This window comes from Skermanella mucosa (assembly GCF_016765655.2).
Classification (GTDB): domain Bacteria; phylum Pseudomonadota; class Alphaproteobacteria; order Azospirillales; family Azospirillaceae; genus Skermanella; species Skermanella mucosa.
Genome location: NZ_CP086108.1, coordinates 419,218 through 434,629 on the forward strand (window position 1 = coordinate 419,218; position 15,412 = coordinate 434,629).

14 protein-coding genes are annotated in these 15,412 nt (G+C 68.1%); 12 read left to right on the forward strand and 2 right to left on the reverse strand.

The features are described from left to right. The first annotated feature begins 42 nt into the window (after window positions 1-42). The 4 genes from JL100_RS34775 to JL100_RS34790 all read left to right on the forward strand — a co-directional run bounded on the left by JL100_RS34775 (window position 43) and on the right by JL100_RS34790 (window position 3,265). Window positions 43-642 (forward strand): LysE/ArgO family amino acid transporter, encoded by a 600-nt coding sequence (locus JL100_RS34775; protein WP_202683320.1) that lies wholly within the window; start codon window positions 43-45, stop codon window positions 640-642. Window positions 643-715: 73 nt separating this feature from the next. Then, window positions 716-1,363: an FMN-binding negative transcriptional regulator gene (locus tag JL100_RS34780; protein ID WP_202683321.1), complete on the forward strand. Its 648-nt coding sequence runs from the start codon at window positions 716-718 to the stop codon at window positions 1,361-1,363. A 130-nt stretch (window positions 1,364-1,493) separates the two neighbouring features. Beyond that, the gene (locus tag JL100_RS34785) at window positions 1,494-2,909 is read left to right on the forward strand and encodes an ATPase domain-containing protein (protein ID WP_202683322.1); all 1,416 of its coding nucleotides are present in this window, start codon (window positions 1,494-1,496) and stop codon (window positions 2,907-2,909) included. Then, window positions 2,909-3,265, forward strand: a complete 357-nt coding sequence (locus JL100_RS34790; protein WP_202683323.1) for a response regulator — start codon at window positions 2,909-2,911, stop codon at window positions 3,263-3,265. The genes JL100_RS34785 and JL100_RS34790 overlap by 1 nt, the downstream gene beginning before the upstream one ends. Before the next feature lie 228 nt (window positions 3,266-3,493). On the opposite strand, the gene JL100_RS34795 is transcribed toward JL100_RS34790, so the two are convergent. Together JL100_RS34795 and JL100_RS34800 are read right to left on the reverse strand one after the other, a co-directional pair. Beyond that, complete coding sequence (locus JL100_RS34795) at window positions 3,494-3,889, reverse strand: tetratricopeptide repeat protein (RefSeq protein ID WP_202683324.1); 396 nt, start codon at window positions 3,887-3,889, stop codon at window positions 3,494-3,496. A gap of 7 nt (window positions 3,890-3,896) precedes the next feature. After that, complete coding sequence (locus JL100_RS34800; protein WP_202683325.1) at window positions 3,897-4,931, reverse strand: NB-ARC domain-containing protein; 1,035 nt, start codon at window positions 4,929-4,931, stop codon at window positions 3,897-3,899. Between the two features lie 125 nt (window positions 4,932-5,056). Here JL100_RS34800 and JL100_RS34805 point away from each other — a divergent pair, with 125 nt between their 5' ends. The 8 genes from JL100_RS34805 (at window position 5,057) to sucD (ending at window position 15,405) form a co-directional block, all read left to right on the forward strand. Continuing rightward, complete coding sequence (locus JL100_RS34805; protein WP_202683326.1) at window positions 5,057-5,416, forward strand: hypothetical protein; 360 nt, start codon at window positions 5,057-5,059, stop codon at window positions 5,414-5,416. Window positions 5,417-5,522: 106 nt separating this feature from the next. Further along, complete coding sequence (locus JL100_RS34810; RefSeq protein ID WP_202683327.1) at window positions 5,523-6,548, forward strand: Rpn family recombination-promoting nuclease/putative transposase; 1,026 nt, start codon at window positions 5,523-5,525, stop codon at window positions 6,546-6,548. 475 nt (window positions 6,549-7,023) lie between these two features. Next, on the forward strand, window positions 7,024-7,713 hold the full coding sequence (locus JL100_RS34815; RefSeq protein ID WP_202683328.1) for a GntR family transcriptional regulator: 690 nt from the start codon (window positions 7,024-7,026) through the stop codon (window positions 7,711-7,713). 41 nt (window positions 7,714-7,754) lie between these two features. After that, entirely contained in the window at window positions 7,755-9,530 is a 1,776-nt protein-coding gene (gene oxc / locus JL100_RS34820; RefSeq protein WP_202683329.1) for an oxalyl-CoA decarboxylase, read from the forward strand. A 130-nt stretch (window positions 9,531-9,660) separates the two neighbouring features. After that, window positions 9,661-10,935, forward strand: coding sequence for a formyl-CoA transferase (gene frc / locus JL100_RS34825; RefSeq protein ID WP_201083131.1), 1,275 nt, complete (start codon window positions 9,661-9,663; stop codon window positions 10,933-10,935). 160 nt (window positions 10,936-11,095) lie between these two features. Next, window positions 11,096-13,243, forward strand: coding sequence for an acetate--CoA ligase family protein (locus JL100_RS34830; protein ID WP_202683330.1), 2,148 nt, complete (start codon window positions 11,096-11,098; stop codon window positions 13,241-13,243). A gap of 85 nt (window positions 13,244-13,328) precedes the next feature. Then, the gene (gene sucC / locus JL100_RS34835; RefSeq protein ID WP_202683331.1) at window positions 13,329-14,528 is read left to right on the forward strand and encodes an ADP-forming succinate--CoA ligase subunit beta; all 1,200 of its coding nucleotides are present in this window, start codon (window positions 13,329-13,331) and stop codon (window positions 14,526-14,528) included. Between the two features lies 1 nt (window position 14,529). Next, window positions 14,530-15,405: a succinate--CoA ligase subunit alpha gene (gene sucD, locus JL100_RS34840; protein WP_202683332.1), complete on the forward strand. Its 876-nt coding sequence runs from the start codon at window positions 14,530-14,532 to the stop codon at window positions 15,403-15,405. Window positions 15,406-15,412 lie beyond the last annotated feature (7 nt).

Below are 15,412 nucleotides of genomic sequence, written 5' to 3' on the forward strand. Positions count from 1 at the left end.
GCCGTGCTAGTGAAGCCGCCTCCGCAACCAAGGTGGTCCGCCATGCTGTCCGCTTTCCTCCCCGGCCTTCTGCTGGGCCTCAGCCTGATCGTCGCCATCGGCGCGCAGAACGCCTTCGTGCTCCGCCAGGGATTGCGCGGCGAACACGTCCTGGCGGTCTGCCTGACCTGCGCGGTTTCGGACGCCGTGCTGATCCTGGCGGGAGTGGGCGGTTTCGCCCAGGCCGCCGACCGGGCACCCTGGCTCGAAACGGCGACGCGCTATGCCGGCGCGGCCTTCCTGTTCGCCTATGGCCTGCGCAGCTTCCTGGCGGCGGCCCGCTCGGTAAACGCGCTGACGCCGGCAGAATCCGTTCCCGCCGGTCTCGGCGCGACGCTGGCGACCTGCCTGGCGCTGACATGGCTGAACCCTCATGTCTACCTGGACACCGTGGTGCTGCTTGGTTCCGTGTCCACGCAGTTCGCGGCGGACAAGGAGCTTTTCGCGCTCGGGGCGATGACGGCCTCCTTCCTCTTCTTCTTTTCCCTGGGCTATGGTGCGCGCCTGCTGCGGCCCGTCTTCGCGCGGCCGGGCGCCTGGAGGGTGCTGGATCTGGGCATCGGCATCGTCATGGTCACGATCGCCGCGACGCTGATCGCCTGAAGCCGTCCATGCGCGGTGGCCGTTCAGAATGGACCGGTTTTCCGGAAAGCTCCGTCCTGTCAAGGAGGTCCCGATGTATATTCCCCCGGCGTTCCGCGAGAGCGACCTGCCCTTCATCCACGAGACGATGCGGGCCGCGAGGCTCGCCAACCTGGTCACGGCCACGGCCGGCGGATTGATATCCACGCCGCTGCCCCTGTTGCTCGACGAGCGGGACGGGGAGATGGGCACGCTCCATGGCCATGTCGCGAAGGCCAATCCCCAGTGGAGGGAGGCACCGGCCGGCGACGCCCTGGCAATTTTCATGGGGCCGGACGCCTATGTCACCCCCTCCTGGTACGCGGGCAAGGGCCGGGACGGGAAGGTCGTTCCGACCTGGAACTACGTGGCGATCCACGCCTACGGCCCGGTCGAGTTCTACGACGATCCCGACCGCCTGCTCGACGTCGTCACGCGCCTGACCGACCTGCACGAGGCGGCGCGTCCCCGACCCTGGGCCGTCGGCGACGCGCCGCCCGACTTCGTAGGTGCGCAGCTGCGCGGCATCGTCGGTGTGCGGCTGCCCATCGCCCGGATCGACGCCAAGCGGAAGATGAGCCAGAACCGCACCGCCGAGGACAGGGCGACCGTGAAGGAGGGGCTTTCCCGGAGCGCCGACGCCCGCGACCGCCTGGCCGCCGGCCTCATCCCGGGCCTCGTCCCGGGCCCCATCCCGGATTGACATCGCATCGTCCCGCGTCCAGGAAACACAGGTATCGAAGGAACATGCACCAAAGGTAAGCGTTGGTCCCATGCCTGGCCGCGCCGTTCGGCAAAGGCATATGACGCACTCTTGACCGCCGGTGGTGCCCATGGCCGATCGACCCTCCCCGCAGCGGCTGCCGTCAGGAATCCGCGGGCTCGATGCCGTCCTGGGCGGCGGATTCGCGGAAGGCCGGGTCTATGTGCTCCAGGGCATGCCCGGAAGCGGCAAGACCATCCTGGCCAACCAGATCGTCTTCCATCAGGCGCACGAGGCGCGCCGGGCCGTCTACGTCACCCTGGCCGCGGAATCCCACGACCAGATGCTCCAGAACCTGGCCTCGCTGGGTTTCGCCGACACCCGGCTGGTGCCCGACCCGCTCTTCTACGTGAACGGGTTCCAGATGCTGATCGAGGAGGGCATCAAGGGCTTCCACGATCTGCTGCGCGACGCCCTCCACAGGTTCGAGCCCTCGGTGCTGGTGATCGACGGGCTGCACGTCATCCAGGAATATGCCGAGTGCGACCGGGAGTTCCGGCGCTTCCTCTACGCGCTGCAGGGCGACGCGGCGTTGCGCCGATGCACGATGCTGCTGATCATCAACGCGACCGGCCCGTCGTCCAGCCCGGAGCACACGGTGGCCGACGGCATCCTGGAACTGGGCGAGGATCTGTTCTCGGCGCGCGCCGTCCGGTCCCTGATCGTCCACAAGTTCCGCGGCAGCCCGACCCTGCCGGGGCGCCACCTGATCGAGATCACGGGCGCCGGCCTGCAGGTCTGGCCCCGGCTGGAGACGTTGGCGACGCCGGTCGATGCCGGCCGCATGCCGGTCGAGCGCGTCAGCACGGGCATTCCCCGGCTCGACGCGATGATGGGCGGCGGCCCGAAGGCGGGATCGACGACCCTGGTCGCCGGGCCGGCGGGCAGCGGCAAGACCTCGTGCGGGCTGATGTTCATGGGCCGATGTTCCCCGGCCGAGCGCGGTATCCTGCTGAGCTGCTACGAGGCGCCGGGGGAGCTGATGCACAAGGCGCGCGGGCTCGGCATCGACCTCGAAGGCCTGTGCGCCTCGGGCGCGGTCCGCGTGCTCTGGTATCCGCGCACCGAGACCCTGCTGGACGAGATGGCCCACACGCTGCTCGACGCGATCCGCGGCTCCGGCGCCCGCCGGGTGTTCATCGACGGCGCCGGCGCGCTGGGCAATGCCGCCGTGTTCGACAACCGGAACGAGGCGTTCTTCACGGCGCTCACCCTGCTGCTCCGGGCCGAGCAGGCGTCGACGCTGTGTACGGCCGAGGCCCGGGACTTCTTCATGCCGGAGCTGACCGTCCAGGAGGACGTGGCGTCGGTGGCCGAGAACGTCGTGCTGCTGCGCTATGCCGAGAAGGACTCGACCCTCCGGCGCCTGCTGTCGGTGGTGAAGATGCGGCACAGCGCCTTCGACGCCGCGATCAGGCCCTTCGTCATCGACGGCCGGGGCGTCATCATCGACGACGAGGCCCCGTCCGGCGGGAGGATCGACTGATGGCGCGCATTCTCCTGGTCGATGACGAGGTTCTCAACACCATGGCCAACGCGGCGCTGCTCGCGCGGTACGGGCACGAGGTCCGCGAGGCTTACAACGGAGTGGGAGCCCTGCGGCACCTCGAGGGCTTCAGCCCCGACCTGATCATCACCGACTACATGATGCCGCTGATGGACGGCGCGGAACTGGTCGGCCGCATCCGGGACACCCCGCCCCTGGAAGAGGTCAGGATCATCCTGGCCACCGCGGTGACTGAGGAAGCCGTCACGGGACGGATCGACTTCGACCGCTATCTCGGGAAGCCGTTCAGGGACAGCCAGCTCCTCGCCGCGGTCGCCGACCTGCTGAAACCCTGATCGGACCAGCCGCCGGCGTGGCCCCGTCGCCCGTAGGTCGGGTAAAGCGAAGCGGCACCCGACGAAACCGGCGCGCCGCTGTCGGCTGCCGCTTCGCTCTAGCCGACCTACGGTTGAGGACTCGCGTCGTTGTTCACCGAAGCGGCCACCGGCCTGCACATGTCGGCGTCGCCGATCGGCCGGGGGCGGCTCGGTGGCGACATCCGAAGATCAGCGCAGGACAGCGGATTACGGCATGGGCAGGCCGAGATATCTGGCCCAAGCGATCAATTTTTGTGAAAGTTCGGGTGCCGGACCGTACTTGCGCAGCGCCACAGGCAACGCCTCGGCTACCAGCGCCCGCGCGCCTTGAAGGTCGCCGAGATCCGAGAGCGTTCCGGCCAGATTGTTCATGCTGCCCAGGGTGTCGGAATGCTCGTCGCCCAGCAGGCGTTTGCTTGCTTCGAAGGTACGGCGGCAGTCCACCTCCGCGTCGGCGTAAGCTCCCCGCTCAAGATTGAACCGTCCAAGCCACGACAGGAGCGTGGCTGTGGGGGCGTCCGGCAGGTCCCCGGTCAGAGCGCGGGCGTGGGGGACCAGGGGCAGCAGGGCGGCATGGGTGCGGATGTCACCGGCCTGCCGCATTGCCCGTTCAGCGCGGCCACGGCCGCCTCGCGCATCGCGGGCGGCGGTTCGCCCCTGTGGAAGCGCAGGGTGCGGCTGACCAGCACATGGACCGACACGGCGTCGCCGGCATCCTCCCCGCCGCCCGGGATGTGTTCGGCCAGGGCTTCCCACGCGGCCGCCTTGACGGCGCGGGCGGCCTTGGCCAGGCCGTCGCCGCCGCCGGGCAGCCGGGCAGCCGGGCGAAGACATCGGCCGCCAGGGACAGGGGGATCGGTGCCGGGGCCAGCAGGGCGGCGAGGTGCAGGAAGCGCAGGCCCGCCGCGTCCAGCCGGTCGATGCTGTCCAGCAGGGTGGCCGCGATCTGCCGGGCATGGCCGGTCGGCAGGTCGCCGGCCAGTTCCGCGGCCAGCTCCGTCGCGTCGTCAGCGGGATCGCGCAGCCGGTCGCGGAAGCCCGCGTAGCCCAGCATCTCGACGGCGGCACCCGCCACGTCGACCGCCAGGGCGTGGTTGCCCAGCAGGGCCAGGATCTCCCGCGCCGCCGCCCGCTCGCCATCGCCACGCGCGGGCCGGCGGCCGGTCAGAAGCTCATGGGCCTCGTCGTCCGACAGAAGCCCCAGCCGGAGGACGAAGCCCGAACCGCCCAACCCGGTGCCGCGGGTGGTAACCAGTGTCGCGCCGTTGGCGGTCGGCGCGCTCCAGGCGTTCAGCTCGGCTGTATCGGCGTCGGGCGGCAGGTCGTCCACGACCCACAGGTAGGTTTCCCGCCTGGCCAGCAGCCTGCCCTTCAGCAGGCCCTCGACCGCGTCCGGCCCAAGGCCGGCGGTCGCGATGCCGAGGCTTTCGGCGATGCCCTGCCGCTGCGCGCCCAGGTCCTGCCCCCTGGCGGCACTCAACCACATGATGCCGCCGGGATAGGCCGCGCCGAAGCGCCGGGCGTATTCCTCCGCCAGCAGGGTCTTGCCGATGCCGTCCCTGCCCTGCACCTGGACCAGCCCGACGCTGTCGCCGGTGATCCGCGCGAGCCGGTTCTTGGACAGGCGCCCGTCGATCCGCCACATGTCGGGGAATCGGCCGACGAACCGGCTGGACCCGGCGCGCGAGTTGCCGCCGTGCCAGAGCGGGCCGCCGAGCGCCTGGACCTCGCTGAAGCTGCCGGTGGTCCGAGATCGACGGCCGCCTGTGGATGCCGTTCCGCCGCCGCCTGATCCTGGTCCGCGACGGCCCGCGTGCGGACCCGCCGTTCTGCCTCGCCCTGTTCCCGCTGGCCGCCGAACTGCTCGGCCTGCCCGCCGGCTTCCGGGGCACCGCCTGGGCCAGCCGCGCCCAGGCGGACCGGATCGGCCGCCTCACCCTCAACGCGGCGGCGGCCCAGGCCGCGGCCTCCGGCCCGATCCCGCCCGGCCCCCGCGCCGCCGAGCGGGACGGCATGCTCAAGGCCGTCGCCGTGCCCCTCGCGCCGGAGCCGGACGGCACCGTCGCCCACGACCGCCCCATGCTGATCGCGGTCGCGTGGCCGGACCCGAGGCGGTCAGACCCCTTCTGATGAACCGCGCCGGGTCAGAAGGTCGCGGGAGAAGGTCGGGGCTTGCCGATGGTTGCGGGAGTATGCTGCTGTTCGCGCGACCATCACCCGACCGGCGCCCGCGACCATGCAAGCCTCCGACTCCCTGTACCACCGCCTGTTCTCCGACCCGGTGATGATCGAGCAGCTCGTGCGCGGCTTCCTGCCCGCCGGGATCGCCGCCCTGCTGGACTTCACCCGGCTCGAACGGGTCAACGCCAAGTTCCACGCCGCCTGGGGCGACCGGCGCGAGGGCGACGTGATCTGGCGCGTGCCGACCCTGGCGGGAGAGATGGTCCACATCTATCTGCTGCTGGAATTCCAGGCGACCCCGGAGCGGTTCATGCCGGTGCGGGTGCAGGTCTATTCCGGCCTGCTCTGGCAGCAGATCATCGACGGGCGCGCCCTGGCGCCGGGCGGCCGGCTGCCGCCGCTGCTGCCGATCGTGCTCTATGCCGGCGAGGCCCGCTGGAACAGCCCCGCCGCCACGACCGACCTCGTGGCGCTGCCCGAGGACTCGCCGCTCTGGCCTTGGCAGCCGCAGGTCCGCTATCATCTGATCGACGAGAAGCGGCTGCACGCCGAGGACCTGGCCCGGCACGATAGCCTGGTGGCGCTGCTGTTCCGGATCGAGATCTGCGACCGGCCGGACGACCTGCCCGGCCTGGTCGCCCAGGCGGTGGCTTGGTTCAAGAGCCATCCGGGCCACGCGACGCTGCGGCTGGCGTTCGGCGATCTGGTGGCGCACTCGGTCGCGGGCCTGGTCGGCACCCCGCCGGCCACGACGGTGTCGATGGATATCGAGGAGGTTCAGGACATGCTGGCGGAACGCATCAAGAAGTGGGAACAGGAACTCATCGCCAAGGGCGTCGCCGAGGGCGAGGCCAGAGGCGAGGCCAAGGGCGAGGCCCGGGGCGAAGTCAGGGGCGAGGCCAAGGGCAGGGCCGCCATGCTCAAGCGCCAGTTCACCCGCCGCTTCGGCGCCCTGACGGCGGACGTGGAACGGTTGATCGATACCGCGACGCCGGATCAACACGACGCCTACATGGACCGCCTGATGGACGCCCAGGCGCCGGGCGACGTTTTCCCCGACCTCCTCCGCCCCGGCGAGTAACCCGGCGGTCGATAGCCGACACTCTTCCCGAAAAAGAATCGGTTGGCCGGAAATGCAGGTCGGGTAGAGCGAAGCGGCACCCGACACCAACTCGCCTGCTTGTCGGGTGCCGCTGCGCTCTACCCGACCTACGGTTGAGTGACCGGCAAATTAGTTTCATTCACGGTGGATCGGCGGCCCACGCCGGTCAAAACTCTATCCGACCTACAAGGCCCTGTTCGTCATCACGACCGGGCCAAGTCCGCGCCGGTAAATCCCCCCTCTCCCCCACGCCGATTTGCTGCGATGCAACAAGAATGTTGCGTCCGCGCACCCGCATGACAAAACAAATTTCCCGTTTGATCACAAAGTCCCTTGTAGGGTAGACCGTATCTGGTATACAATATTTTTCATTCAGAGGCCGGAACGCGAATACCGAGCCGAACACCGGACGAAGCGCTGAAAAGCAAAAGAGCCGGGACGGGTGGAGACAGGGATGAACACCATGAAGTTCGCGGTCGAGCCCCTGGATACGGGGGCGAGTTTCAAGACCAAGGCCTATGCGGCGCTGAAAAGCGCGATCTCGCAGATGGGGATTTACGACCACCCCAGCGAGATCCGGCTCGACGAGCGTCAGCTGTGCGAGGCCCTGGGCGTCAGCCGTACGCCGGTCCGCGAGGCGATGGCGCTGCTGGAACGGGAAGGTTTCGTCCGCTCGGTCCCCCGGCGCGGCATCTTCGTGGTCCGCAAGACCAAGCGCGAGATCATCGAGATGATCACGGTGTGGGCGGCCCTGGAGAGCATGGCGGCCCGGCTGGTCACCCAGCGCTGCACCGACGCGGAGATCCTGGCCCTGGAGGAACTGGTCACCGGCTTCACCGACGGCGGGCTCGAAGGTCATCTCGACGAATATTCCGACGCCAACATCCAGTTCCACCAGTCGATCATCCGGTCGTCGGACTGCAATCTGATCATCGAGATCACCGAGAACCTGTTCGTCCATATCCGGGCCATCCGCAAGATCACCATTCAACAGGATGACCGTGCCCATCGGTCGATCGTGCAGCACAGGCACATCATCGACGCACTGAAAAAGCGGGACGCGGATCTGGTCGAACGGCTCGTGCGTGACCACACGCTCGACTTGGCGGCCCATGTCGAGAAGCACTGCGATTTTCTCGACTGACCGATCTTGAACCTTAAGGAGCTCGGGGAGGAGCTACTGTTATGTCAAGTGCGGCTGCAACAGCGGTCAAGAACCAAGCCGCGGACGCATCCCAGTTCGATGCGCCGCCTGCTTTGACGGACGGCTTCCAGCTCGTCATCGACGCGCTGAAGCTCAACGGCGTCGAAAACCTTTACGCCGTGCCCGGCATTCCGATCTCGGACCTGCTCCGCATGGCGCAGGCCGAGGGGCTGCGCGTCATCTCGTTCCGGCACGAGCAGAACGCCGGCAACGCCGCCGCGATCGCCGGATTCCTGACGAAGAAGCCGGGCATCTGCCTGACCGTGTCGGCCCCGGGCTTCCTCAACGGCCTGACCGCGCTGGCCAACGCCACCACCAACTGCTTCCCGATGATCCTGATCAGCGGCTCGTCGGAACGCGAGATCGTCGACCTCCAGCAGGGCGACTACGAGGAGATGGACCAGCTGGCCATCGCGCGGCCCCACTGCAAGGCGGCCTTCCGCGTGCTGCACGCCCAGGACATCGGCATCGCCGTGGCGCGCGCCATCCGCGCCGCCGTCTCGGGCCGTCCGGGCGGCGTCTATCTCGACCTGCCGGCCAAGCTGTTCTCCCAGGTGATGGACGAGGCGGCGGGCCGCAAGTCGCTGGTCAAGGTGATCGATCCGGCCCCGGCCCAGCTTCCCGACCCGGGCGCCGTGGCGCGCGCCCTCGACGTCCTCAAGAACGCCAAGCGCCCGCTGATCCTGCTCGGCAAGGGTGCCGCCTATGCCCAGGCCGACGGGGAAGTCCGCGCGCTGGTCGAGAAGAGCGGCATCCCGTTCCTCCAGATGAGCATGGCCAAGGGCCTGCTGCCCGACACCCATCCGCAGTCGGCCGGCGCCGCGCGCTCGATGGTGCTGAAGGATGCCGACGTCGTGCTGCTGGTGGGCGCCCGCCTCAACTGGCTGCTGTCCCACGGCAAGGGCAAGACCTGGGGCGAGCCCGGATCGAAGAAGTTCATCCAGATCGACATCGAGCCGAAGGAGATGGACAGCAACGTCGAGATCGTGGCCCCGCTGGTCGGCGACATCGGCTCCTGCGTGTCCGCGCTGCTCGCCGGGATCGACGGGCAGTGGCCCGCTCCGCCGGCCGACTGGGTCAAGGCCGTGACCGAGCGCCGGGAAGCCAACATCGCCAAGATGGCGCCGAAGCTGATGAGCAACGCGTCGCCGATGAACTTCCACGGCGCCCTGGGCGCGCTGCGCCGGGTCATCAAGGAGCGGCCGGACGCCATCCTGGTCAACGAGGGCGCCAACACGCTCGACCTGGCGCGCGGCATCATCGACATGTACGAGCCGCGCAAGCGCCTGGACGTCGGCACCTGGGGCGTCATGGGCATCGGCATGGGCTACGCCGTGGCCGCCGCGGTGGAGACCGGCAAGCCGGTGCTCGCCGTCGAGGGCGACAGCGCCTTCGGCTTCTCCGGCATGGAGGTGGAGACGATCTGCCGCTACAGGCTGCCGGTCTGCATCGTCGTCTTCAACAACAGCGGCATCTACCGCGGCACCGACGTCAACCCGACCGGCGGCGACGATCCCTCGCCGATGGTCTTCGTGCCGGACTCCCGCTACGACAAGATGATGGAAGCGTTCGGCGGCGTCGGCGTCCACGTGACGGCGCCCGACGAGCTGTACCGCGCGGTCAGCGAGGCCATGGACTCCGGCAAGCCGACCCTGATCAACGCGGTGATCGACCCGGCGGCGGGCACCGAGAGCGGCAACATCGGCAGCCTCAACCCGCAGAGCACGGTCCGCAAGGCGCCGCCGCCGCCGCAGTGACCGGAAACCGGTCCCCTGGACATTGACGTCCCCTGGACCATGACGAGAACGGCCTGCTCCGCGCGGGCAGGCCGCCTAACAAGAAAAACGCGGTCAGTAACAAACCACGCAAGACCTCGGGAGGATTGCAATGACCAAGGCATTAGACGGTGTCCGTATCCTGGATTTCACCCACGTCCAGTCGGGGCCGACCTGCACCCAGCTGCTCGCCTGGTTCGGCGCCGACGTGATCAAGGTGGAACGGCCCGGCGAGGGCGACATCACCCGTGGTCAGCTGCGCGACATTCCGGACGTGGACAGCCTCTATTTCACGATGCTGAACCACAACAAGCGTTCCATCACGCTCGACACCAAGTCGCCGGAAGGCAAGAAGGTGCTGGAGGAGCTGGTCAAGACCTGCGACGTGCTGGTCGAGAACTTCGCCCCCGGCGTGCTGAAGCGCATGGGCTTCTCCTGGGAGCGCATCCAGGAGCTGAACCCGCGCATGATCGTCGCCTCGGTCAAGGGCTTCGGCCCCGGCCCGTTCGAGGACTGCAAGGTCTATGAGAACGTCGCCCAGTGCGCCGGCGGCGCCGCCTCCACCACCGGCTTCGACGACGGCCCGCCGCTGGTCACCGGCGCCCAGATCGGCGACAGCGGCACCGGCCTGCACCTGGCGCTGGGCATCGTCGCGGCGCTCTACCAGCGCAACAGCACCGGCCGCGGCCAGCAGGTCCTGGCGGCCATGCAGGACGGCGTGCTGAACCTGTGCCGCGTCAAGCTGCGCGACCAGCAGCGCCTGGCCCACGGCCCGCTGAAGGAATACCCGCAGTTCCCGCACGGCGAGTTCGGCGACACCGTGCCGCGCGCCGGCAACGCGTCGGGCGGCGGCCAGCCGGGCTGGATCCTGAAGTGCAAGGGCTGGGAGACCGATCCCAACGCCTACATCTACTTCATCACCCAGGCCCCGGTGTGGGAGAAGATCTGCACCGTCATCAACAAGCCGGAATGGGTCACCGATCCGGAATACGCCAAGCCGGCCGCCCGCCTGCCGAAGCTGAAGGAGATCTTCGCGACGGTCGAGGAATGGACCATGACCAAGACCAAGTTCGAGGCCATGGACATCCTCAACAAGTACGACATCCCCTGCGGCCCTATCCTCTCCATGAAGGAGATCGCCGAGGACCAGTCGCTGCGCAAGACCGGCACCATCGTCGAGGTCGACCACCCGACCCGCGGCAAGTACCTGAGCGTCGGTAACCCGATCAAGCTGTCGGACAGCCCGACCGAGGTCACCCGGTCGCCGCTGCTGGGCGAGCACACGGACGAGATCCTGCGCGACGTGCTCGGCTTCGACGACAACCGGATCGCCGAGATCAAGAACTCCGGCGCGGTCGGGCAGGCGACCCGGCTGGCGGCCGAGTAAGCGGTACCCGCCGGAGATGCCCGGACCTGATCCGGGCACCTCCCGCCGACGATCAGAACGAGAATTCGACACCCGTGGGGGCCAAGGGCCGTTCCGCGAAAGCCCCCTCACGGCCTGCAACAAGCGGGAAACTCCAACGAGTATCAGAGAGGAAACCCCAATGACTGCAGTAATCGACAAAGCCAATGCCAAGGAAACCGTCAGCCGCCTGCTCGCCAAGGCCAAGTCCGAGGGCCGCGACAGCCTGACCGCTCCCGAAGCCAAGGAACTGTGCGACCTCTACGGCATCCCCGTGCCGCAGGAAGGCCTCGCCAAGACCGCCGACGACGCCGCCCGCCTCGCGGAAGGCATGGGCTTCCCCGTCGTGCTCAAGATCGTCTCCCCGCAGATCCTGCACAAGACCGAGGCCGGCGGCGTGCTGGTCGGCGTCAAGAACGCCGAGGAGGCCCGCGCCGGCTTCCAGAAGATCATCGACAACGCCAAGGCCTATGACGCCAAGGCCGACATCCACGGCATCCAGGTCCAGCAGATGCTGAAGGGCGGCCAGGAAGTCATCATCGGCGCCGTGACCGACCCCAGCTTCGGCAAGCTGGTCGCCTTCGGCCTGGGCGGCATCCTGGTCGAGGTGCTGAAGGACATCACCTTCCGCCTGGCCCCGATCACCCGCGACGACGCACTGTCCATGCTCGACGGCATCCAGGCCGCCGAGATGCTGAAGGGCGTGCGCGGCTCCGAGCCGGTGGACCGCGAGGCGCTGGCGACCATCCTGGTCAACGTCTCCCGCCTGGTGGACGAGGTCCCCGAGATCGTCGAGCTGGACCTGAACCCGGTGTTCGCCCGGGCCGACGGCGCCACCGCCGCCGACGTCCGCGTGGTGCTCGACTTCGAGGCGAAGGTCCAGCGCTACCGGCCGAACGAGGAGCAGATCCTCAACAAGATGAACCGCATCATGAAGCCGGGTGCGGTGGCCGTGATCGGCGCCTCGACCGAGGACGGCAAGATCGGCAACTCCGTGATGAAGAACCTCATCAACGGCGGCTACAAGGGCGACATCTACCCGGTCCACCCCAAGCTGGACGAGGTCCTGGGCTACAAGGCGTACAAGAGCGTCAAGGACATCCCCGGCAACGTCGACATCGCCGTCTTCGCGATCCCGGCCAAGTTCGTGGCCCAGGCCCTGACCGAGGTCGGCGAGAAGGGCATCGCCGGCGCCATCCTGATCCCGTCGGGCTTCGCCGAGACCGGCAACGTGGAAGGCCAGGACGAACTGGTCGCGATCTCGCGGAAATACGACATCCGCCTGATGGGGCCGAACATCTACGGCTTCTACTACACCCCGCTGAACCTGTGCGCGACCTTCTGCACCCCGTTCGACGTCAAGGGCAAGGCGGCGCTGTCGTCCCAGTCCGGCGGCATCGGCATGGCGATCATCGGCTTCAGCCGCTCGACCAAGATGGGCGTTTCCGCGATCGTCGGCCTTGGAAACAAGTCGGATATCGACGAGGACGACCTGCTGACCTTCTTCGAGCATGACGACAACACCCAGATCGTCGCCATGCACCTGGAAGACCTGAAGGACGGCCGCGCCTTCTCCGAAGCCGCCAAGCGCGTCTCCAAGAAGAAGCCCGTCGTCGTGCTCAAGGCCGGCCGCACCTCCATGGGCGCCCGCGCCGCCAGCTCGCACACGGGCGCGCTCGCCGGCAACGACAAGATCTACGAGGACGTGCTGAAGCAGAGCGGCGTGATCCGCGCCCGCTCCCTCCAGGATCTCCTCCAGTTCGCCCGCGGCGTGCCGGTCCTGCCGACGCCCAAGGGCGAGAACGTGGTGATCATCACCGGCGCCGGCGGCTCGGGCGTGCTCCTGTCCGACGCCTGCGTGGACAACGGCCTGAACCTGATGACCATGCCGGCCGACCTGGACGCGGCGTTCCGCAAGTTCATCCCGCCGTTCGGCGCCGCCGGCAACCCGGTGGACATCACCGGCGGCGAGCCGCCGACCACCTACCAGAACACGGTCCGGCTGGGCCTGGAGGACGAGCGCATCCACGCCCTCATCCTGGGCTACTGGCACACCATCATCACCCCGCCGATGGTGTTCGCGAAGGTGATCACCGAGGTCGTGCAGGAAATGCGCGACAAGGGCATCGACAAGCCGGTGGTGGCGTCCCTGGCCGGCGACGTCCAGGTCGAGGAGGCCGCGGACTACCTGTACCAGCACGGCATCGTGGCCTACCCCTACTCGACCGAGACCCCGGTCTCGGTGCTAGGCGCAAAGTATAAGTGGGCACGCGCCGCCGGCTTGCTGTAAGACTTCTATCTTTCCGCATCGTGGGAGCGGGTTTCCGCCCGCTCCCCCGGTACGGGACAAGAATAAATGCCCAGGGAGGGCCTCAATGAATATCCATGAATACCAGGCTAAGGCCCTGCTCAAGCGCTATGGCGTCGTCGTGCCGCGCGGGGGCGTCGCCTTCACGCCGGACGAAGCCGAGAAAGTCGCGAACGAGCTGGGCGGCCCGGTCTGGGTCGTGAAGTCCCAGATCCACGCGGGCGGCCGCGGCGCCGGCCGTTTCCAGAACAACCCGGAAGGAAAGGGCGGCGTCCGCGTCGTCAAGTCGGTCCAGGACGTCTCGTCCAACGCCCGGGAAATGCTGAACCAGGTCCTGGTGACCAAGCAGACCGGCCCGGCCGGCAAGGAAGTCAAGCGCCTCTACATCGAGGAAGGCTGCGACATCAAGCGCGAGCTGTACCTGGGCTTGCTGCTGGACCGCGCCACCTCGCGGGTCACCATCATGGCGTCCACCGAGGGCGGGATGGAGATCGAGGAGGTCGCCCACAACACCCCCGAAAAGATCATCAAGGTCGCGATCGACCCCGCGACCGGCATCTCCGGCTTCCACGCCCGCAAGCTCGCCTTCGGCCTGGGCCTGGAAGGCAAGCAGGTGAACGCCGCGGTCAAGCTGATCCTGGCCACATACAAGGCCTTCGTGGACCTGGACGCCTCGATCGTCGAGATCAACCCGCTGGTGGTGACCGGCGCCGGCGACATCATCGCGCTCGACGCCAAGATGAATTTCGACGACAACGCCCTGTTCCGCCACAAGGACGTGGAGGAGCTGCGCGACCCGGACGAGGAGGAAGCCTCCGAGCGCGAGGCCGCCAAGCACGAGCTGAACTACATCAAGCTCGACGGCAACATCGGCTGCATGGTCAACGGCGCCGGCCTGGCGATGGCGACCATGGACATCATCAAGCTGTACGGCGGCGAGCCGGCCAACTTCCTGGACGTCGGCGGCGGTGCCACGCGCGAGCGGGTGACCACCGCGTTCAAGCTGATCCTGTCGGACAAGAACGTCGAAGGCATCCTGGTCAACATCTTCGGCGGCATCATGCGCTGCGACGTGATCGCCGAGGGCGTCGTCGCCGCGGCCCGCGAGGTTTCGCTCCACGTCCCCCTCGTCGTCCGCCTTGAAGGCACCAACGTCGAGATGGGCAAGCGCATCCTGGCCGAATCGGGCCTCCCCATCCTCTCCGCCGACGATCTTGCCGACGCGGCCAAGAAGATCGTCGACGCCGTCCAGAGAAAGGCCGCCTGACATGTCGGTTCTCGTCAATTCCGAAACGCGGGTCATCTGCCAGGGCTTCACCGGCGCGCAGGGGACCTTCCACTCCGAGCAGGCCATCGCCTACGGCACCCGGATGGTCGGCGGCGTGACCCCCGGCAAGGGCGGCACCAAGCACCTGGACCTGCCCGTCTTCGACACCGTCGCCGACGCGGTCAACGAGACCGGCGCCAACGCCAGCGTGATCTACGTCCCGCCGCCCTTCGCGGCCGACGCCATCCTGGAGGCGATCGACGCCCAGATCGCCTTGGTGGTCTGCATCACCGAGGGCATCCCCGTCCTCGACATGGTCAAGGTCCGCCGCGCCCTGAACGGCTCCGCGACCCGGCTGATCGGCCCCAACTGCCCGGGGATCATCACGCCGGACGAGTGCAAGATCGGCATCATGCCCGGCCATATCCACCGCCGCGGCAAGATCGGCATCGTTTCCCGCTCGGGAACGCTTACATATGAGGCGGTGGCCCAGACGACCGCGGCGGGCCTCGGCCAGACCACCTGCATCGGCATCGGCGGCGACCCCGTCAACGGCACCAACTTCGTCGATAGTCTCGATTTGTTCCTGAAGGACGACGAGACCGAGGGTATAATCATGATCGGCGAGATCGGCGGCGACGCCGAGGTGAAGGGCGCCGAATTCATCAAGGCCAGCGGCACCAAGAAGCCCGTCGTCGGCTTCATCGCCGGCCGCACGGCACCGCCGGGCCGCCGGATGGGACATGCCGGCGCCGTGATCTCGGGCGGCAACGACACCGCCGACTTCAAGGTACAGGCGCTGACCGCAGCCGGCATCCATATCGCCGACAGCCCGGCGAGCCTGGGACGCACCATGCTCCAGGCCATGGGACGCTGAACCAAAG

Coding starts and splice junctions, on each gene's coding strand:
- JL100_RS34775 (WP_202683320.1), top strand. CDS start 43: ATGCTGTCCGCTTTCCTCCCCGGCCTTCTGCTGGGCCTCAGCCTGATC.
- JL100_RS34780 (WP_202683321.1), top strand. CDS start 716: ATGTATATTCCCCCGGCGTTCCGCGAGAGCGACCTGCCCTTCATCCAC.
- JL100_RS34785 (WP_202683322.1), top strand. CDS start 1,494: ATGGCCGATCGACCCTCCCCGCAGCGGCTGCCGTCAGGAATCCGCGGG.
- JL100_RS34790 (WP_202683323.1), top strand. CDS start 2,909: ATGGCGCGCATTCTCCTGGTCGATGACGAGGTTCTCAACACCATGGCC.
- JL100_RS34795 (WP_202683324.1), bottom strand. CDS start 3,889: ATGCGGCAGGCCGGTGACATCCGCACCCATGCCGCCCTGCTGCCCCTG.
- JL100_RS34800 (WP_202683325.1), bottom strand. CDS start 4,931: ATGTGGCGGATCGACGGGCGCCTGTCCAAGAACCGGCTCGCGCGGATC.
- JL100_RS34805 (WP_202683326.1), top strand. CDS start 5,057: ATGCCGTTCCGCCGCCGCCTGATCCTGGTCCGCGACGGCCCGCGTGCG.
- JL100_RS34810 (WP_202683327.1), top strand. CDS start 5,523: ATGCAAGCCTCCGACTCCCTGTACCACCGCCTGTTCTCCGACCCGGTG.
- JL100_RS34815 (WP_202683328.1), top strand. CDS start 7,024: ATGAACACCATGAAGTTCGCGGTCGAGCCCCTGGATACGGGGGCGAGT.
- oxc (WP_202683329.1), top strand. CDS start 7,755: ATGTCAAGTGCGGCTGCAACAGCGGTCAAGAACCAAGCCGCGGACGCA.
- frc (WP_201083131.1), top strand. CDS start 9,661: ATGACCAAGGCATTAGACGGTGTCCGTATCCTGGATTTCACCCACGTC.
- JL100_RS34830 (WP_202683330.1), top strand. CDS start 11,096: ATGACTGCAGTAATCGACAAAGCCAATGCCAAGGAAACCGTCAGCCGC.
- sucC (WP_202683331.1), top strand. CDS start 13,329: ATGAATATCCATGAATACCAGGCTAAGGCCCTGCTCAAGCGCTATGGC.
- sucD (WP_202683332.1), top strand. CDS start 14,530: ATGTCGGTTCTCGTCAATTCCGAAACGCGGGTCATCTGCCAGGGCTTC.